The sequence below is a fragment of the Pseudomonas sp. Pseusp9 genome (assembly GCF_059491265.1).
This window is the reverse complement of sequence record NZ_CP168500.1, coordinates 1,517,396-1,535,545: the sequence shown is the minus strand read 5'-3', so window position 1 is coordinate 1,535,545 and position 18,150 is coordinate 1,517,396. Positions and strand designations below refer to the sequence as shown.

18 protein-coding genes are annotated in these 18,150 nt (G+C 60.6%); 12 read left to right on the top strand and 6 right to left on the bottom strand.

Translation table 11 applies throughout. The annotated features are described in order from the left end of the window. Positions 1-4 precede the first annotated feature (4 nt). The gene (locus ACEN8E_RS06960; protein WP_495591973.1) at positions 5-2,164 is read left to right on the top strand and encodes a type I secretion system permease/ATPase; all 2,160 of its coding nucleotides are present in this window, start codon (positions 5-7) and stop codon (positions 2,162-2,164) included. 9 nt (positions 2,165-2,173) lie between these two features. Beyond that, positions 2,174-3,529, top strand: coding sequence for an HlyD family type I secretion periplasmic adaptor subunit (locus ACEN8E_RS06955; RefSeq protein ID WP_495591972.1), 1,356 nt, complete (start codon positions 2,174-2,176; stop codon positions 3,527-3,529). 138 nt (positions 3,530-3,667) lie between these two features. On the opposite strand, the gene ACEN8E_RS06950 is transcribed toward ACEN8E_RS06955, so the two are convergent. Next, entirely contained in the window at positions 3,668-4,264 is a 597-nt protein-coding gene (locus ACEN8E_RS06950; protein ID WP_495591971.1) for a tRNA-uridine aminocarboxypropyltransferase, read from the bottom strand. Between the two features lie 4 nt (positions 4,265-4,268). Further along, complete coding sequence (locus ACEN8E_RS06945) at positions 4,269-5,162, bottom strand: LysR family transcriptional regulator (protein WP_007972518.1); 894 nt, start codon at positions 5,160-5,162, stop codon at positions 4,269-4,271. A 347-nt stretch (positions 5,163-5,509) separates the two neighbouring features. On the opposite strand from ACEN8E_RS06945, the gene speB reads away from it, so the two are divergent. The 6 genes from speB to ACEN8E_RS06915 all read left to right on the top strand — a co-directional run bounded on the left by speB (position 5,510) and on the right by ACEN8E_RS06915 (position 11,125). After that, on the top strand, positions 5,510-6,460 hold the full coding sequence (speB, locus tag ACEN8E_RS06940) for an agmatinase (RefSeq protein ID WP_085729068.1): 951 nt from the start codon (positions 5,510-5,512) through the stop codon (positions 6,458-6,460). A gap of 9 nt (positions 6,461-6,469) precedes the next feature. Next, positions 6,470-6,892, top strand: a complete 423-nt coding sequence (locus ACEN8E_RS06935; RefSeq protein WP_103394650.1) for a YybH family protein — start codon at positions 6,470-6,472, stop codon at positions 6,890-6,892. Between the two features lie 55 nt (positions 6,893-6,947). Next, a complete protein-coding gene (locus ACEN8E_RS06930; protein WP_495591970.1) occupies positions 6,948-8,459 on the top strand; it encodes a purine-cytosine permease family protein in 1,512 nt (503 codons plus the stop codon). A 157-nt stretch (positions 8,460-8,616) separates the two neighbouring features. Then, entirely contained in the window at positions 8,617-9,996 is a 1,380-nt protein-coding gene (locus ACEN8E_RS06925; protein WP_495591969.1) for a sodium:solute symporter family protein, read from the top strand. 85 nt (positions 9,997-10,081) lie between these two features. Beyond that, positions 10,082-10,807: an MBL fold metallo-hydrolase gene (locus ACEN8E_RS06920; RefSeq protein WP_495591968.1), complete on the top strand. Its 726-nt coding sequence runs from the start codon at positions 10,082-10,084 to the stop codon at positions 10,805-10,807. A gap of 66 nt (positions 10,808-10,873) precedes the next feature. Next, on the top strand, positions 10,874-11,125 hold the full coding sequence (locus ACEN8E_RS06915) for an acyl carrier protein (protein WP_495591967.1): 252 nt from the start codon (positions 10,874-10,876) through the stop codon (positions 11,123-11,125). Between the two features lie 116 nt (positions 11,126-11,241). Here the strand turns inward: ACEN8E_RS06915 and ACEN8E_RS06910 are convergent, their stop codons facing one another. Further along, positions 11,242-11,370, bottom strand: a complete 129-nt coding sequence (locus ACEN8E_RS06910) for a PA1414 family protein (protein WP_007914492.1) — start codon at positions 11,368-11,370, stop codon at positions 11,242-11,244. 135 nt (positions 11,371-11,505) lie between these two features. Further along, complete coding sequence (gene ptrR, locus ACEN8E_RS06905; protein WP_495591966.1) at positions 11,506-12,399, bottom strand: putrescine utilization regulator PtrR; 894 nt, start codon at positions 12,397-12,399, stop codon at positions 11,506-11,508. Between the two features lie 104 nt (positions 12,400-12,503). On the opposite strand from ptrR, the gene ACEN8E_RS06900 reads away from it, so the two are divergent. Then, positions 12,504-13,685, top strand: a complete 1,182-nt coding sequence (locus ACEN8E_RS06900) for an MFS transporter (RefSeq protein WP_495591965.1) — start codon at positions 12,504-12,506, stop codon at positions 13,683-13,685. Here ACEN8E_RS06900 and ACEN8E_RS06895 read toward each other — a convergent pair. Both ACEN8E_RS06895 and ACEN8E_RS06890 read right to left on the bottom strand, forming a co-directional pair. Beyond that, on the bottom strand, positions 13,630-14,562 hold the full coding sequence (locus ACEN8E_RS06895; RefSeq protein WP_495591964.1) for a DMT family transporter: 933 nt from the start codon (positions 14,560-14,562) through the stop codon (positions 13,630-13,632). The two genes, ACEN8E_RS06900 and ACEN8E_RS06895, sit on opposite strands and share 56 nt — an antisense overlap. Before the next feature lie 195 nt (positions 14,563-14,757). Then, positions 14,758-15,594, bottom strand: a complete 837-nt coding sequence (locus ACEN8E_RS06890; RefSeq protein ID WP_495591963.1) for a CvfB family protein — start codon at positions 15,592-15,594, stop codon at positions 14,758-14,760. 350 nt (positions 15,595-15,944) lie between these two features. On the opposite strand from ACEN8E_RS06890, the gene ACEN8E_RS06885 reads away from it, so the two are divergent. The 3 genes from ACEN8E_RS06885 to ACEN8E_RS06875 all read left to right on the top strand — a co-directional run bounded on the left by ACEN8E_RS06885 (position 15,945) and on the right by ACEN8E_RS06875 (position 18,125). Then, positions 15,945-16,133: a PFL_1563 family small protein gene (locus ACEN8E_RS06885; protein WP_015096330.1), complete on the top strand. Its 189-nt coding sequence runs from the start codon at positions 15,945-15,947 to the stop codon at positions 16,131-16,133. A 199-nt stretch (positions 16,134-16,332) separates the two neighbouring features. After that, positions 16,333-17,202, top strand: coding sequence for a DUF6279 family lipoprotein (locus ACEN8E_RS06880; RefSeq protein ID WP_495591962.1), 870 nt, complete (start codon positions 16,333-16,335; stop codon positions 17,200-17,202). A gap of 188 nt (positions 17,203-17,390) precedes the next feature. Beyond that, on the top strand, positions 17,391-18,125 hold the full coding sequence (locus ACEN8E_RS06875; protein WP_495591961.1) for a DUF899 domain-containing protein: 735 nt from the start codon (positions 17,391-17,393) through the stop codon (positions 18,123-18,125). Positions 18,126-18,150: the final 25 nt, after the last annotated feature.

Sequence of the window (18,150 nt, the reverse complement as noted above, 5' to 3'; positions counted from 1 at the left end):
TTCAATGACCAGCATGGAATCCGGCAACACCGGTGTCGATCCGCGCCTGAGCTTCGATGACCCGCTTCTGGACGGTCTGTTGATCCTCTGCAAACTCCACGGCGCGACGGTCAGTCGCGCCAGCCTGAGTGCCGGGCTTCCCATGGCACACCAACGCCTGAGCCTGGACCTGCTGCCCCGTGCAGCGGCCCGGGCCGGTTTGCAGGCGCGCCTGCTGCGCCGTGAACTCAAAGACATCTCCGCGCTCAATCTGCCCGTGCTGCTGTTGCTCAACAATGGCCGCACGGCCGTCCTGCGCCGTTATGGCGAGGACGGCAAGGTGCTGATCCTGCCCAGCGAAGCCGACGGCGGCGAACAATGGCTCAGCCCCGAGGAGCTGGCCGAACACTACAGTGGCCAGGCGCTGTTTGCCCGTCCACGCCACGAACTCGAAGACTTGCGCTCACCACTGGTGCCCAGGGTGCACGCCTGGTTTCGCGATACGCTGAAGCTGTCGAAGTGGCTGTATAGCGACGCGATCCTGGCAAGCTTCCTGATCAACCTGCTGGGACTGATGGTGCCGTTGTTCGTCATGCAGACCTACGACCGCGTGGTGCCGAACCAGGCCACTTCGACCTTGTGGGTGCTGGCGATCGGTCTACTGATCGGTACCGCTTTCGAACTGGTGTTGCGGGTCGTGCGCGCGCATTTGCTGGATACCGCCGGCAAGAAAACCGACGTGATCCTGTCGGCCACCCTGTTTGAACGCATTACCGGCATGGCAATGAAAGCGCGACCGGCGACCATCGGGGGCTTTGCCCAAAGCATTCATGACTTCCAGGGCTTGCGGGAATTTCTCACCGCCGTGACCCTCACCAGCCTGATCGACCTGCCCTTTTGCCTGTTGATGCTGCTGGTGATCGGCCTGCTCGGAGGCTGGCTGGTGGTGATCCCGATATTGGCGTTCCCTGTCACCATCATCTTCGCCATGGTGATCCAGGTACGCCTGCGCGACACCGTACAGAAAAGCCTCAGCCTGGGCGCCGAACGCCAGGCGTTGCTGATCGAAACCCTCAGCGGCCTGGAAACCCTCAAGGCCTGCAGCGCCGAAAGCGAGCGCCAGCACAAATGGGAAAGCACCCACGGCGCCCTCACCCGCCTCGACAGCCATGCGCGTAACCTGTCGGCCCTGGCCACCAACGGCACCTTGTTCATCCAGCAGTTGTCCGGCATGGCGACCATCGTCGCCGGGGTCTACAGCATCATCGCCGGCAACCTCAGCGTCGGCGCCCTGGTGGCCAGCTACATGCTCGGTAGCCGCGTATTGGCGCCACTGGGGCAAATCGCCGGCCTGATCACCCGCTACCAGCAAGCGCAACTGACCATGAAAAGCACCGACGCGCTGATGGGCCTGCCCCAGGAGCGCGACGCCAAACAACGGCCGCTGGAGCGCACCCAACTGCAAGGCGCGCTGGATGTCGTCGGCGTGACCTTCCACTACAACGGCCAGAGCTCTCCCGCCCTGGCCAATGTCAGCTTCAGTGTGAAACCCGGTGAGCGCATCGGCATCATCGGCCGCAGTGGCTCAGGCAAAAGCACCCTGGCACGGCTGGTGATGGGGTTCTATGAACCGGAGGAAGGCCAGTTGCTGCTCGATGGCCTGGACCTGCGGCAACTGGACGTCGCCGACCTGCGCCATCAAATCGGTTACGTCGCCCACGACCTGCCGCTGCTGGCCGGCAGCCTGCGCGACAACCTGACCCTTGGCGCGCGCTATATCAGCGACTCACGCATGCTCGAAGTGGCGGAAATGACCGGTGTCACCGAACTGGCCCGGCAACACCCGCATGGCTTCGACCGGCCCGTGGGCGAACGTGGGCAACTGCTGTCCGGCGGCCAGCGCCAGGCGGTATTGCTGGCCCGGGCCATGTTGCTCGACCCGCCGATCATGCTGCTCGACGAGCCCACCAGCGCCATGGACAACAGCAGCGAAGACGTCCTGAGGCAAAAACTCCACGGCTGGGTCCAGGGCAAAACCCTCCTGTTGGTGACCCACCGCACCTCGATGCTGAGCCTGGTGGATCGCCTGGTGGTGCTGGACAACGGACGGATCGTCGCCGACGGTCCGAAAGAAGCGGTCATCGATGCACTGCGCAAGGGCCGCGTCGGCTCTGCGGCCGTCTAGGAGTCGTCCATGTCTGCCGATCAAGGATCCCGTGGCTACTTCGACAGTTTCAACAAAAGTGCCGAAACCGAGTTCATGCCGGAAACCGCCGGCGCCTCGGTGCAGGACTCACCGCGCTGGTCGCGAATAACCGTGTGGCTGGCTGCCGCGTTGCTGATCAGCGCACTGGTCTGGGCCAGGTTCGCCGTGTTGCAGGAAGTGACCATGGGCGAAGGCAAGGCGATTCCGTCGAGCAAGGTCCAGGTGATCCAGAACCTGGAGGGCGGCATCGTCACTGAAATTTTCGTTCGTGAAGGACAAATGGTGGAAAAGGGTGACACCTTGCTGCGCCTGGATGACACCCGCTACCTGTCGAACAAGGGCGAAAGCGAAGCCGATCGTTATGCCTTGACCGCACAGGTCGAACGGCTTTCCGCCGAAGCCGAAGGCCGGCCGTTCAAGCTGTCAGAAGAAGTGATCGCCAAGGCTCCGCAAGTGGCTGAAGACGAGCGTTCCCTGTACGAGCAGCGACAACGCCGACTGGCCAGCGAGCAGCGCACCCTGAGCGAGCAACTTCGGCAAAAAACCCAGGAACTTGCGGAGTTTCGCTCGAAACAGGGGCAGTTCAGTTCAAGCCTGGCGCTGTTGCAGCAAGAGATGAACATGTCCACCCCCCTGGTGGGCACCGGCGCGGTATCACCGGTGGAGATTCTGCGCCTCAAACGTAGCGCGGTGGAGATTCGCGGCTCACTGAACGCCACCACCCTGGCGATTCCCCGGGCGGAATCGGCAATCAACGAAATCAAAAGCAAGATCGACGAGTCGGAGCAGACCTTCCGTTCGGAAGCCGCCAAGGAGCTGAATGAAAAGCGCACCGACCTGTCGAAAATCACGGCATCTAGCATCGCCATCGACGACCGCGTAACCCGCACCACCGTGGTCTCTCCGGTTCACGGCATCATCAAGGTGTTGAAGGTCAACACCATCGGTGGCGTGGTCCAGCCCGGCAGTGACATGGTGGAAATCGTGCCGCTGGAAGACAACCTGCTGATCGAAGCCAAGGTGCGGCCACAGGATGTTGCATTCCTGCATCCGGGCCAGAAAGCCATGGTCAAGTTCAGTGCCTATGACTACACCATTTACGGCGGCCTGAGCGCCAAACTGGAGTTGATCGGCGCCGACACCATCACCGACGACAAGGGCAACAGCTTCTATCTGATTCAGGTGCGTACCGACAAAAACCATTTGGGCGGGGACGTGAAACCGCTGCTGATCATCCCGGGGATGGTGGCGACGGTAGACATTATTACCGGGGAGAAAACGGTGCTCGATTACTTGCTTAAGCCGGTGTTGAAAGCGCGGACCGAGGCGATGCGAGAAAGGTAGTGACTGCTCAAGATCTCTTGTGATTGTTCCACCGCTTTCGCGAGCAGGCTCGCTCCCACAGTTGATCGTTTTTTCCTGAAGGACCCCGGTCGAATGTGGGAGCGAGCCTGCTCGCGAAGACGCAATCAAAAACACCGACTATTTCGGCCCATGGTTACGCTGAAAAACCTCCTCCCCCATCGCCGCAATCTGCCCCTCGATCAACGCTTCGAACGGCCTGAGCAATGGTGCAAAGGAAGTCGGTGCCTCAAGGGTTTCAAGCGCCTGCACAATCGCCTCCACCGTCGACAACGCTCCCGGTCCCGGCGCCTTGCGCAGCCGATAACGGGACACACCGCCATCAGCCAGCGTCACCCTCGGCAACGCCGCCAACAACGGGTTGAGGTGCAGCATCTTGCGCGCCTTGCGCCAGGTGCCGTCCGGGACCACCAGCAGCAGCGGTTCGTCTGTCGCGGCACAGGCCTGCATCGGTTGCGCCTCTTCGCCGGGAAACAACAGGCGCGCCCGATACCCCGGCCGGCTCAACAAGGTCGGTAGATCCTCGAACACTTCCCCCACGACCAACTCGGCATTGTTCAGGCCAAACGCCGCCAACCGCGCCGTATTCAGTGCATGGTTCACTTCGCTCGGATGCTGCAATAGCAACACGCGGGTGCGGCTGTCGAGGCTCGGGATCAATGGGCACAGGCAATGGCTCTGTGGGCGCAGACACCGCGGGCATTGGATTCTGGACATCTTCTCAGGCCTGATTCAGTTGGGCTTTAAGCAAGTCGCGGAACGTCTGGATCAGCGGCTCGCGACTACGGCCCCGACGCACGATCATCGAGAACGGCGCCTGATAACCGAAGGTCGCCGGCAGCAACACCCGCAAGTCCCCCTTGTCAGCCCAGGCCTGGGCGTAGTGCTCCGGCAGGTAGCCGATGTAGGCGCCGGACAGCACCAGAATCAACTGGGCCTCCATACTTTCCACGGTCGCGGCACTGTGCTTGAAGCCGTGACGTGCCAGTTCGGCCTGGCTCCAGTAGCCGCGACCGACCATGCGCTGCTGGGTGATGACTTGTTCGGGAATGCGCCGCTCGTTGAACAGCGGATGCCGCGTGCTGCAATACAACCAGTGCTGTTCACGGTACAGCGGCATGTACACCAGGCCACTCATGCGCGTGGAAAACGCGCCGATGGCCAGGTCGAGGCGATTGTCTTGCACGCCGAGCTGCAATTCGTAGGGGCTCATCACCGACAGGTGCAAGTGCACGGCCGGGTGTTCCTGGCTGTAGGCACCGATGGCTTCGGCAAACGGCAGGGCCTTGTCGCTGACAGTGGAGTCGATGACCCCAAGGTTCAAGGTCCCGCGCAACTCACCCTTGAGGGCCGCAGCGTATTGCTCGAAGCCTTCGAGCTCGCCCAACAGACGCAGGGTTTCCTGATGGAACAGTTCGCCCTTGCTGGTCAGGCTGAAACCGCCACGACCGCGATGGCAGAGCACCAGGCCTAAGGCCGCTTCGAGCTGGCTCATGTAGGTGCTGATGGCCGACGTCGAGAGATTGAGCTCCTGCTGCGCGTTGGCGAAGCCCTGGTGTCGCACCACGCTGACGAAGATGCGCAATAGTTTCAGGTCGGGTAAAGCGTTGGCCATGACGGGCTCCGATTGCAGGGTGACGCACAATGCACAAGTCGATGAAGATCTTTGTGGGAGCGAGCCTGCTCGCGATGAGGGCCTACAGCCAACCTCAATGTTGACTGAGCCACCGCTATCGCGAGCAGGCTCGCTCCCACAAGGTTTGTTCCTGGCATCGGGTTTTGCGCATGGCGTGAAGTCTATCGCTGTCCCAGCCATTAGTTTAGAAAAATCTGAACTAAGTATTTGCCCGTAGCGATTCTTCCCGGCCACTACATTTCGCAGAATCGGCGCCACAAGGTGCGCCCGTACTCCCGTGAACGGCGCAACCCAATAAATAAAACAACGACGATGAGGCCCTACCCGTGGACAAGATTCTTCACCAACCACTGGGCGGTAACGAAATGCCGCGCTTCGGCGGCATCGCCACCATGATGCGACTTCCCCACCTGGAAACTGCTGCCGGCCTGGACGCTGCCTTCGTCGGCGTGCCGCTGGACATCGGTACCTCCCTGCGCCCTGGCACCCGTTTCGGGCCTCGCGACATCCGCACCGAATCGGTGATGATCCGCCCGTACAACATGGCCACCGGTGCCGCACCGTTCGACTCGCTGTCGGTTGCCGACATCGGCGACGTGGCGATCAACACCTTCAACCTGCTGGACGCCGTTCGCATCATCGAAGAAGCCTACGACGACATCCTCGAACACAACGTGATCCCCCTGACCCTGGGTGGCGACCACACCATCACCCTGCCGATCCTGCGTGCCATCCATAAAAAGCACGGCAAGGTCGGCCTGGTGCACATCGACGCTCACGCCGATGTGAACGATCACATGTTCGGCGAGAAAATCGCCCACGGCACAACCTTCCGTCGCGCCGTTGAAGAAGGCCTTCTGGATCCGGACCGTGTCGTGCAGATTGGCCTGCGCGCCCAGGGCTACACCGCTGACGACTTCAACTGGAGCCGCAACCAGGGCTTCCGTGTGGTTCAGGCCGAAGAGTGCTGGCACAAATCGCTCGAGCCGTTGATGGCTGAAGTCCGCGAGAAAGTCGGCGGCGGTCCTGTCTACCTGAGCTTCGACATCGACGGCATCGACCCGGCCTGGGCGCCTGGCACCGGCACCCCGGAAATCGGCGGTCTGACGACCATTCAGGCAATCGAGATCGTTCGTGGCTGCCAAGGCCTCGACCTGGTCGGTTGCGATCTGGTAGAAGTCTCGCCCGCTTACGACACCACGGGTAACACCTCGCTGCTGGCCGCCAACCTGCTGTACGAAATGCTCTGCGTACTGCCTGGCGTAGTCCACCGCTGAGGATGGACCATGAACGAACGTGATCAGGTTCTCAAAGCCGCCGCCGATCTGGTGTCCGCTTTTGCCCGTAACGATCGCGAAGCCTACTTCGGCGCGTTCAGCGCCGATGCCAGCTTCGTCTTCTACACCCTCGAACAGCCCCTGCTGTCGCGCGATGCCTATCAGGCGATGTGGGACAGCTGGCGCGCCGAGGATGGCTTCGAGGTGCTTTCGTGCACCTCAAGCAACGCTTTCGTCAGCCTGCAGGGCGACGTGGCGATTTTCATCCATGACGTAGCCACCGAGCTGCGCATGCAAGGGGAGCAGCACTTTAGCCAGGAGCGCGAGACGATTGTTTTCAAGAAACAAGCGTCTGGCCAGGAACAACAAGGCCTATGGCTGGCCTGCCACGAACATTTGTCCGCGATGCCGGAAGGGCTGCCAACCCCTTAGCCAACACAGGTGACGCTCACGCACGATGAGCGCGCCTTTATGATCGGAGCTGATCATGAATAACAACAACAAAGACCAAAGCCTTACGCAAATTGAAACCCACGGGGTCGAACAGATCCCGGACAACGAACGCACCGCAGGCCCCACGGACTTGTTCCGGATGATCTTCGGTGGTTCCAACACCTTTGCAACCGCCGTGCTCGGCAGTTTCCCGGTGCTGTTCGGCCTGTCTTTCCAGGCTGGCGTCTGGGTGATTGTGCTGGGCGTGTTGCTGGGTTCGCTGATCCTCGCGCCAATGGGCCTGTTCGGCCCGATCAACGGCACGAACAACGCCGTGTCTTCCGGTGCGCACTTCGGCGTGCACGGACGGATCGTCGGTTCGTTCCTGTCGCTGTTGACCGCTATCGCCTTCTTCTCGCTCTCGGTGTGGAGTTCGGGTGATGCGCTGATCGGTGGCGCCAAGCGCCTGGTCGGCCTGCCGGAAACCGACCTGACCCTGGGCCTGGCCTACGGTCTGTTCGCGATTCTGGTGCTGACCGTGTGCATCTATGGTTTCCGCTTCCTGCTGTGGGTCAACAAGATCGCGGTGTGGAGTGCCAGCCTGTTGTTCCTGCTGGGCGTCTTCGCCTTCGTAGGTCCTTTCGATGCGAACTACGCCGGCACCGTCAACATGGGCCAACCCGGTTTCTGGGCTGCCTTCATCGGTGCTGCACTGGTGGCCATGAGCAACCCGATTTCCTTCGGTGCGTTCCTCGGTGACTGGTCGCGCTACATCCCGCGTGATACGTCCAAGCGGCGCATCATGGCGGCAGTGGTGATTTCGCAGATCGCAACGTTCATCCCGTTCCTGTTCGGCCTGATCACCGCGACCATCGTGGCGGTCAAGGCACCGGACTACATCGCGGCCAACAACTATGTGGGCGGCCTGCTGGCGGTATCGCCGACCTGGTTCTTCCTGCCGGTTTGCCTGATCGCCGTGATCGGCGGCATGTCCACTGGCACCACTTCGCTCTACGGCACCGGTCTGGACATGTCCAGCGTGTTCCCACGGGTGCTGTCGCGGGTCAAGGCGACGCTGCTGATCGGTGTGATGTCGATTGCCTTCATCTTCATCGGGCGCTTCGCGGCCAACCTGGTGCAGAGCGTGTCGACCTTCGCTGTGCTGATCATCACCTGCACCACCCCCTGGATGGTGATCATGATCATCGGCCTGCTGGCGCGTCGCGGCTTCTACTGCCCGGATGACCTGCAAGTGTTCACCCGTGGCGAGAAAGGTGGCCGCTACTGGTTCACCCACGGCTGGAACTGGCGTGGCATGGGGGCCTGGATCCCGAGTGCCGCGGTCGGCCTGTGCTTTGTGAACCTGCCGGGGCAGTTTGTCGGCCCCCTGGGCAACCTGGCCGATGGTATCGACATCAGCCTGCCAGTGACCCTGGGCCTGGCCTCGGTGGTGTACCTGGTCCTGCTCAAGATGTTCCCGGAAGCCAGTGCTGTGTACGGCCCGAACCACCTTCGCAACAAGAGCACGGATTCGCTCGCCAAACCGGCGATGCAACAAGTCGCCTGAATTACCTGTGGGAGCGAGCCTGCTCGCGAAGACGGCGGCACATCCAACAACGATGTGACTGATTAACCGCCTTCGCGAGCAGGCTCGCTCCCACAGAAAGCAGTTCACAGAAACGCTTTAGTTTCACCATAAAAAAGACAATCGGAGACACGCCATAATGGCTTTGGATTTATTCGTTGTACTCATCTATGCCGCTGCGATGCTGCTTCTCGGCTACTACGGCATGCGCAAGGCCAAGACCAACGAAGACTTTTTGGTCGCCGGTCGTAACCTCGGCCCAAGCCTGTACATGGGCACCATGGCTGCCACCGTTCTGGGCGGCGCGTCCACCGTGGGCACCGTGCGTCTGGGCTACGTACATGGCATCTCCGGTTTCTGGCTGTGTGCCGCACTGGGTTGCGGGATCGTCGCGCTGAACCTGTTCCTCGCCAAACCGCTGCTTAAACTGAAGATCTACACCGTTACCCAGGTGCTGGAAAAACGCTACAACCCGATGGCCCGCTCCGCGAGCGCGGTGATCATGCTGGCCTACGCACTGATGATCGGCGTGACCTCGATCCTGGCGATCGGCACCGTTCTGCAAGTGCTGTTCGGCCTGCCGTTCTGGATCTCGGTACTGCTGGGCGGCGGCGTCGTGGTGATCTACTCGGCCATTGGCGGCATGTGGTCCCTGACCCTGACCGACATCGTCCAGTTCATCATCAAGACTGTAGGCCTGATGTTCATCCTGTTGCCAATCTGCCTGTACCGCGTCGGTGGCTGGGATGAGCTGGTGATGAAACTGCCGGCGGCGAGCTTCAGCTTCACCACCATCGGCTGGGACACCATCATCACCTACTTCATGATCTACTTCTTCGGCATCCTGATCGGTCAGGACATCTGGCAACGGGTGTTCACCGTCAAGACCGCCAAAGTGGCTCAGGTTGCCGGTACCGCTGCCGGTATCTACTGCATCCTCTACGGTCTGGCCTGTGCCCTGATCGGCATGGCTGCACACGTACTGATCCCGGATCTGGACAACGTCAACAACGCCTTCGCCGCCATCGTCAAACTGTCCCTGCCGGACGGTATCCGTGGCCTGGTGATCGCTGCCGCACTGGCCGCCATGATGTCCACCGCCAGCGCCGGCCTGCTGGCCGCTGCCACCACCCTGACCGAAGACCTGCTGCCGAAACTGCGTGGCGGCAAACAGTCGAGCCTGGCGATCAACCGCCTGTTCACCCTGTTGACCGGCATCGTGGTGCTCGGCATCGCCCTGGTGGTGAATGACGTGATCAGCGCCCTGACCCTGGCCTACAACCTGTTGGTGGGCGGCATGCTGATCCCGCTGATGGGCGCCATCTTCTGGAAACGCGCCACCACCGCCGGCGCCATCGCCAGCATGGGCATGGGCTTCGCCACTGCGCTGCTGTTCATGTTCAAGGACGGTCTGGACGCCAACACCCCGATCTACTACAGCCTCGGTGTAGGCCTGGTGAGTTTCGTGGTGGTGAGCCTGATGTCTCGCCGCCCGGTAGCAGTGGCCAGCGCGGCCTAAGCTGAACATAACGACTTGATGCTTTCTTCGACGGGTGTGGCGTCGGTTGCCACACCCGTTTTTTTTCGTCTGGAGAAAACGTTTTATGAAAATTGTTTCTCGTGACCAGTGGTTCGAGGTGAAATCGCTCAACGACGGCATCCGCTTGATCCACGAGCCGTACATCCGCCCCTTCTACCGCTGCAACCTCTGGCACATCCAGGGCCGTGACAAGGACCTGCTGCTGGACAGCGGCTCGGGCCTGGTCAGCCTGCGCGAGCAACTGCCGTGGATCACCGAACGGCCGCTGGTGGCCGTGGCCAGCCACTGCCATTTCGATCACATCGCCGGCCATCACGAATTCGCTGAACGGCTAGTGCATCGGGCCGAGGCAGACATTCTGGCCGCACCGGATGGCGACAACGACTTGAGCAAGGCCTTTGTCGGCGACGACATGTTCGAAGCCCACCCGGATTGCCCGCTGTGCTACGCCGAATACCGGGTCAAGGCCGCACCCGCCACGGGGTTTATCGAAGATGGCGATGTGCTGGACCTGGGCAACAGGGTGTTGCAGGTCGTGCACACGCCGGGACACTCACCGGGGGGCATCTGCCTGTACGAAGCCGCCACGGAGACCTTGTTCAGCGGCGACATCATCTACGACGGCCCGCTGATCGAAGACGCCTACCACTCCAACCTCGATGACTACGCCCGCAGCCTGCAACGCTTGCGTACGCTGGCGATCCGCACTGTGCATGGCGGACATTTCGGCAGTTTTTCCGGGGCGCACTTGCACAACATGATTGACGAATGGCAGCGCTCACACGGCTGAAGCCTGCTGTACTCAAGGGCAGGAATTGCACCGGCACCGAGAGCCCCCACTCCTGGAGAAACGCCCATGAAAAAAGCTGCCGTCCGCGCTGTCGTGCATCGCTACATCAGCCGCCTGCTGGAAAGCCGGGATGACTTCGACGACAACGCCAGCCTGGCGCAGTTGGGACTGGATAAGGAAGATATCGAAGAACTGATCTTCCATCTGGAAGATGAGCTGGGTGTAACGGCGTTTACCGTCGAGGAAGACCGGATGCTGAAATCCGCCAGGACGGCGAATGATTTAAGCCGGTTTTTGCTGGAGATTGGGCGGTATTGAAGCGGGGTTGCCAAATCCGCAGTCTCTGACAATCAGGATTGAATGGCAGCATGCTGTTCCGGGGCAAGGGAGCTTGTCGGAACAAGCTCACCCTCACTGACGATCCGGAGCCTTCTTTACCTACGACGCTGCTGGCGCCGGCGCTGTTCGTCATCAGTACGAATAGGCACGGGTTGCAGAGGCGGCTCGATCAAACCGAGAGCAACGCCCAGGTCATGCAGCCAGTTTTGGATTTTCTCTTTCATGGTGCCCCCTTCAGGGTAGTGCCGAGCGGCCAAAATTCTAAAGCCCCTTCGCACTGATAATAGTCCGAAGTCCTACGCAATGCTCGTGCAAAGTCGCAATGATCTGTTACTGAATCCATCACAATCAGCCTGTGTTCAGGCAAGTTCCTGCGCCAGCACCGGTGCCGGCGGAAAAACCACCTGTTGCTGCTCGATCCAGGCATTCAGGTTGGCCCCGACCATGCCCTTGCGCCACATCAGCCAGGTGGTTGCGCTGGCGAACGGTTCGGCCAACGGATGCACCGCCACACTCTCGCGGCCCGGCAAACTGGCGAGCATCGACTCCGACATCAGCGCCACACCGGAGCCGGCAATCACGCACGCCAGCATTCCCGGGTAAGATTCGATCTCCATCGCCCGGCCCATGGCCGCGTGATCATGGGCGAACCAGGCTTCCAGGCGCATGCGGTAGGAACAGCCCTGGCGAAAGGTAAACACCGCGCGCCCTTCCACATCCAGCGCACTGCGCACCGGCGGATGATCGGCCTCGCTGATCAGCACCAGGCGCTCGTCGCACAAGGGTACGCCATCGAGCCCGGCCAATTCCATGGGGCCATCCACCAGCGCCGCATCGAGTCGACCGGTGAGCAGACCTTCGAGCAATTCCCCGCTGGGGCCGGATTGCACTTGCAGGTTCACGGCCGGATACAGGCGGTGGTAGCGAGCCAATAGCCCCGGAAGGTGAATCGCGGCAGTGCTGTACATGGTGCCGAGCACGAAGTCGCCCGCCGGTTGCCCACCCTGCACCGCCGCGCTGGCTTCATCGCGCAAGGCAAACAGCCTGGCGGTGTAGTCCAGCAGGACTTTTCCCGCAGGCGATAGCTGCAAACGCTGACGTTCGCGCAGGAACAGTTCGACGCCCAGCTGCTCTTCCAGCTGTTTGAGCCGGGTCGACAGGTTCGACGGTACTCGATGCAGCCGTTCGGCGGCCCGGGTAATGGACCCTTCTTGCGCCACCGCCTGGAAGATGCGCAATTGGCTGAACTCCACGACACTCTCCAAAACAGAACAAGTTACTCACTATTATTCATTTTTAAAGAAAGTCAATCGATCCTAGCCTGACGGTCATTGATCCTCTGAACGGAATCCAGACCATGTCTCCCCTGATTCGCTTATCCGCCAGTTTCGTTGCCCTGATGATGGCCATGGGCATCGGCCGTTTTGCCCTGACACCGCAACTGCCGCACCTGCTCAGTGAAGGCCAGATAGACCTGACCGCCGCCGGGCTGATTGCTGCCGCCAACTACCTCGGTTATTTCATCGGCGCGGTGGACGCCATGTTTTCCCGGCGTCCCGCGCAAGTGCGCCGGCGCTTGCTCGGCGGATTGTGGCTCTGTGTATTGCTGACCCTGGCTTCGTTCTGGGCCAATGGTTTCTGGTCGCACCTGTTGCTGCGCTTCGGCACCGGTGTGGCCAGCGCCTGGGTGCTGGTGATGATCACCGCCCTGAGTCAACCGCTCGCGGCAGCGGCCGGTCGTCCTCGGCTCGGCGCCCTGGTCTTCGCCGGACCGGGCCTGGGGATTTTTCTGACCGGTTTGTTGGCCTTGGGCTCGAACCTGCTGGGCCAGACATCCGCCACCTTGTGGCTGGTGTACGCCGCTGTGGGCCTGGCGATGCTGCTGGGGATCCTGCCATTCCTGCCACAACCGGCCGCGACCGCGACTGCTGCACCCAGCGCCAGTCCGTCGCCCACTCAAGGCATCGGCCGCCTGGGCCTGGTCTACGGCTTGTACGGATTGGGCTACATCATCCCGGCGACCTTTCTGTCGCAAATGGCCAACGAACAATTCCATGGCCAATGGCAGGCCGACCTGTTCTGGCCGTGCTTTGGCCTGGCGGCGGCAACCGGTGTGGTGCTGGTGAGCTTGCGTCGGCAAGAACCCGGCGCCACGCGTCACTGGTTGATGGCAACGTTGTGGCTGCAAGCCGCTGGCGTGTTCGCCTGCCTGCTGGGCAATGGGCCAGGCCTGGCGCTGGGTGTGATCCTGTGCGGCACGCCGTTCCTGGCCTGCATGCAACTGGTGATGCAACGGTCCCGGGAACTGGCCCCCCACGCGACCCAGCGCAATGCCGGCCTGCTGACGGCCTGCTTTGCCGTGGGCCAGCTCAGCGGGCCATTGCTGGCGGCGCTGAGCAGTCATTTCAGTGGTGGTTTGCAGCCGGCACTGGTGGTCGCCGGCTGCGGCTTGCTGATCGCCGGCGGTCTGTCGCTCGCGCCGGTCAGTGCTGCCCGAGCGCTTTGCGCAAACGGCGGCGTAACCACTGCTCGGCACTGACAAAAGTGATGCCCGCCAAAACCAGCAATGCACCGATGATGAAGTTCAGGCTCAGCGCCTCGCCCAGCAGCACCACACCGAACGTGACGCCGAACAACGGCGTCATGAACGAAAACACCGCGAGGTTCGCTGCCAGGTAACGGCGCAGTAGCCAGAACCAGATCAGGTAACTGAAGAACGACACGACCACGCCCTGAAACAGCACACTGGTGACTGCCACGGTGGTCAGGCTGACGTGGGTGATCTGGCCGCTGAGCAGCGCAATCAACAGCAAACCGAAGAAACCGACGATCAACTGATAGAACAGCGTCAGGGTCACCGGCGCTTCCGACAGGCGCGAGGCGCGCACCACCACGGTGGTCGCGCCCCAGGCCGCGCCCGCCAGCACACCGAGGGCATCGCCCATCAACATGCGGTAATCAAGATTGTCCCACGACACCCCGCCGGCAAACGCGATGGCAATCCCGATAAAGGCCAGCACTATCCCCAGCCACTGCAAAGGTCGCAGACGCTCACTCGGCAGCAACCAGTGCACACCCAATGCGGTGAAGATCGGCGCGGTATAGAGAAACACCGACATGTGCGCCGCCGTGGTCAGTTGCAGGCCTTCGGAAATGAAGAAGAACTCCAGGCCGAACAAGGCACCGGCCAACAGGCCGCCGCGCCAGGTCGTACTCACCTGGTTCCAGCCGCCCTTCCAGCAGATCAGCAACCCGACCAGCAACGCCGACATGCCGGAACGTCCGGCCGCCTGCATCACCGGCGCGATATCGGGCGCCGCCCACTTGATCATCACCTGTTGAACGCCCCAGACCAGGCACAACCCGACCATCACTTGCAGGGCAAACCCGTCGGCGCTGCGCCGGGTGGCGCTCACCGGAACACCTCGAACACACAATCCATGGCAAAGACTCGGCAGTAAAAGCAAAGCCCCGGCCTTCTCACTGGAAAAGAAAAACCCGGGGCGCAAAATCATGTTGTCGATTATTAACCAGAAGGCCAGACAATGCCGCCTGTCAGAGACCTCTACTTCTCTGCCTGCGTCACCCTGGCTCTCTGTAGTGTCAGAACATCAACTGAGCTCGATGCGATCGGCATGAATGACAATCTGGCCATTCTTGTACAAGGCACCAATGGCCTTCTTGAAGTTGCCTTTACTGACACCAAACAGGCTGCTGATCAATGCCGGATCGCTCTTGTCGCTGACCGCCAGGGAACCATTGTTTTCGCGCAGCTTGGCGAGAATCTTCGAGTTCAGGCTGGTGGCCGCTTCCTGACCGACCGGCTGCAGGCTCAGGCTGATCTTGCCGTCGGCGCGAACTTCCTTGATGAAGCCCTTTTCTTCTTTACCGGCGCGCATGAACTTGAAGATTTCGTTCTTGTGGATCAGGCCCCAATGCTTGTTGTTGATGATGGCCTTGAAGCCCATGTCCGTGGCTTCGGCCACCAGCAGATCCACTTCCTGACCCGCGGTGTAGTTGGCCGGGGTCTTGTCCAGGTAGCGGTCCAGGCGCGCGGTCGCGGTGATGCGACGGGTGTGCTTGTCGAGGTAGACGTGCACCACCACGTACTCGCCCGCTGTCATCTGGCGCTTCTCTTCGGAGAACGGCAGCAACAGGTCTTTGGGCAAACCCCAGTCCAGGAATACGCCGATGCTGTTGACTTCAACAACTTTCAAACTGGCGAATTCACCGACTTGAACTTTCGGCTTTTCAGTAGTTGCGATGAGTTTGTCATCGCTGTCCAGATAAATAAAAACGTTGAGCCAGTCTTCATCATCGGTTGGAATATCTTTTGGAATATAACGATTAGGCAGAAGAATTTCGCCATCCGCGCCACCGTCCAGATATAAACCGAAGTTAGTGTGTTTAACCACTTGCAAACTGTTGTAACGCCCGACTAAAGCCATGTCCAATACCCTCATTGCGTGGGCGGCATTCTACTCGGTTTTGAGCGCTGCGTTCGGTACGCGGCCCGGTGGCACGCGAAAATCCTCTGGAGGCCCTGATTTTTCCGGGTTTTCATCGTAATCCTGGCCGCTCGTCCGACCGATCCGGGCATTTACGCCATGTCCAGCAAGCGCTACGCGGTATTTTTTCTGGCAATGTTTTTAGTTAAAACAGCGGCTTAGACACCTATTTCGAATATCGGCCGATGATTAATTACCCCGACCTCAGGATTATTGTGAGGGGATATTTGCCAAGCAATTACCCGGTAATTCCTGTACGATGCCTGGCCAAGTTAATTTTCTACAGGTTAATGGCCGCCATGCGCGTAAAAGCATCCACCAGCAAAGCAAAGCCAGCTCCAGCCGTCGAAACCAGCGAGTCGATCAACAGCCAGATCGCTGCGTTCCTCAAGTCCGGCGGTGAAATCCAGCAAATTGCCAAAGGCGTCAGCGGCCAGACATTCGGCCCGTCCAAGCAGATCACCCTGGGCAAAAAGTAATCCCCCCCGCCTCACCTGGTCCCAAAGCGCTTTGAGCTTCGAAGCGCTTGGACTGGAACCCTCGTTTCTCCCCGCCGACAATCCATCAAATCCTGTGAAAATCCACGAGCGACAGCAGTTGCCCGGCTGAACTGCCAGACTCATCCTGGGTTCACATAAGAATCAGACCCCGAAGACTGGCTATCGCAAGGATTCGCCCATGTCCCGCTGGTTCAAACACATCGCCATCGTGCTGACCATCGCCCTCGCCCTCGGCGCGTGCAACCGCATAGGCCTGGCCTACCGCAACCTCGACGTGATCATCCCGTGGACGCTCAGCGACTACCTGGACATGAACGGCGAGCAGAAAAGCTGGCTGAACGTACGCCTGAAGGAACACCTGAGCTGGCACTGCAGCACCCAATTGCCCGGCTACCTCGACTGGCTGGACCGCCTGCAAACCATGATCGCGACCAACCAGGTCACCGATGCCGCCTTGCAGGCCCGCGCCCGCGAAGCCGAACAGGCGATCGCCGAGACCGCGCGGGAAATCACTCCGTCGGCCATCGAGTTGCTGCAGGGGCTGAATGACAAGCAAGTTGCCGAGATGAATGAAGCCTTCGCCAAGGACCAGCGCAAGCACCAGGAGGAATACCTCAAGCCCTCCCTCGACCAGCAGATCAAGGAGCGTGGCGAACGCATGGAAAAGCGCCTGAGCGACTGGCTCGGACCACTGAACGGCGCCCAGCAACAGCGAGTCACCACCTGGTCGAACGCCCTGGGCGACCAGAACACCCAGTGGATTGCCAACCGCGTGCATTGGCAGAAACAGTTCAGCGCGGCGGTTGCGCAACGCCAGAGCCCGCAATTCCCACAAAGAATCGAAACGCTACTGGTCAATCGTGAGCGTTTGTGGACCCCCGCCTATCGCCAGGCCTTTGCCAACACCGAGGCCCAGGCGCGCTCGCTGTTCGTGGACCTCATGGCGGAAAGCACGCCAAGCCAGCGCGAACGCCTGCTGAAGAAAATCGAGGGTGTGAGGAAGGATTTCAGTGATCTGAAGTGCTTGAAAGCAGCGAAACAAGGCTAAGCGCGACACAATTCCCATGTGGGAGCGAGCCTGCCCCAGTACCTGTAGCGGGTGATCATTGCCGGGAATACGGCTTTCGATCAGCCGCGCTCTTACTGACGACCGACCAGCGGCATGTCGAATTCCACACAAGCCAAACGACTAGTCTGTGTAAGTCCCCTCCCCCGCACCACGCAGGAGAAAACAGCATGAACATCCAGAATCACCCCGTCGTGTCGCGGGAAGAATGGCTCGTCGCCCGCAAACAGCACCTGGTCCGCGAAAAAGCCTTCACCAGGGAACGGGACAAACTCAGCGCCGAACGCCGCGCCCTGCCCTGGGTGAGAATCGACAAGGACTACCGCTTCCAGGGGCCCAACGGCGAACTGAGGCTGGCGGACCTGTTCGGTGGCCGCAGTCAGTTGGTCATCTACCACTTCATGTTCGCCGAGGGCTGGGACGAGGGCTGCCCCGGTTGCTCGTTCCTTAGCGACCACATCGATGGCGCCAACCACCATTTGGCCCACCACGATATTGCAGTGGTGGCGGTTTCCCACGCACCGTTCGCAGAATTCCAGGCGTTCAAGCGGCGCATGGGCTGGAAGTTCGACTGGGTGTCGTCAGCAGGATGCGACTTCAACTACGACTTTGGCGTCTGTGCCCGAGCCGAAGACGTCGCCGCCGGAAAGGCTACGTACAACTACGAAAAAACCGACGGCGCCGAGGAAGAACTCCCCGGCCTCAGCGTGTTTTATCGCAACGAAGCCGGGGAAATTTTCCATACCTACTCCACCTATGCCCGGGGCCTGGACTTGCTGGTCGGCGCCTACAACTACCTCGACATGACACCCAAGGGCCGCAATGAGGAGGAAATCATGGAGTGGGTGCGACATCATGACAAATATGAGGAACAGGAGAAGTCGAGCTGCTGCCATGGTGGATAATCATCAGACATAAAAAAACCCGGAC

What these genes read in the sequence shown, in the direction of transcription:
- ACEN8E_RS06960 (WP_495591973.1), top strand. Translation starts at nt 5, where the DNA reads ATGACCAGCATGGAATCCGGCAACACCGGTGTCGATCCGCGCCTGAGC.
- ACEN8E_RS06955 (WP_495591972.1), top strand. Translation starts at nt 2,174, where the DNA reads ATGTCTGCCGATCAAGGATCCCGTGGCTACTTCGACAGTTTCAACAAA.
- ACEN8E_RS06950 (WP_495591971.1), bottom strand. Translation starts at nt 4,264, where the DNA reads ATGTCCAGAATCCAATGCCCGCGGTGTCTGCGCCCACAGAGCCATTGC.
- ACEN8E_RS06945 (WP_007972518.1), bottom strand. Translation starts at nt 5,162, where the DNA reads ATGGCCAACGCTTTACCCGACCTGAAACTATTGCGCATCTTCGTCAGC.
- ACEN8E_RS06935 (WP_103394650.1), top strand. Translation starts at nt 6,470, where the DNA reads ATGAACGAACGTGATCAGGTTCTCAAAGCCGCCGCCGATCTGGTGTCC.
- ACEN8E_RS06930 (WP_495591970.1), top strand. Translation starts at nt 6,948, where the DNA reads ATGAATAACAACAACAAAGACCAAAGCCTTACGCAAATTGAAACCCAC.
- ACEN8E_RS06925 (WP_495591969.1), top strand. Translation starts at nt 8,617, where the DNA reads ATGGCTTTGGATTTATTCGTTGTACTCATCTATGCCGCTGCGATGCTG.
- ACEN8E_RS06920 (WP_495591968.1), top strand. Translation starts at nt 10,082, where the DNA reads ATGAAAATTGTTTCTCGTGACCAGTGGTTCGAGGTGAAATCGCTCAAC.
- ACEN8E_RS06915 (WP_495591967.1), top strand. Translation starts at nt 10,874, where the DNA reads ATGAAAAAAGCTGCCGTCCGCGCTGTCGTGCATCGCTACATCAGCCGC.
- ACEN8E_RS06910 (WP_007914492.1), bottom strand. Translation starts at nt 11,370, where the DNA reads ATGAAAGAGAAAATCCAAAACTGGCTGCATGACCTGGGCGTTGCTCTC.
- ACEN8E_RS06900 (WP_495591965.1), top strand. Translation starts at nt 12,504, where the DNA reads ATGTCTCCCCTGATTCGCTTATCCGCCAGTTTCGTTGCCCTGATGATG.
- ACEN8E_RS06890 (WP_495591963.1), bottom strand. Translation starts at nt 15,594, where the DNA reads ATGGCTTTAGTCGGGCGTTACAACAGTTTGCAAGTGGTTAAACACACT.
- ACEN8E_RS06885 (WP_015096330.1), top strand. Translation starts at nt 15,945, where the DNA reads ATGGCCGCCATGCGCGTAAAAGCATCCACCAGCAAAGCAAAGCCAGCT.
- ACEN8E_RS06880 (WP_495591962.1), top strand. Translation starts at nt 16,333, where the DNA reads ATGTCCCGCTGGTTCAAACACATCGCCATCGTGCTGACCATCGCCCTC.
- ACEN8E_RS06875 (WP_495591961.1), top strand. Translation starts at nt 17,391, where the DNA reads ATGAACATCCAGAATCACCCCGTCGTGTCGCGGGAAGAATGGCTCGTC.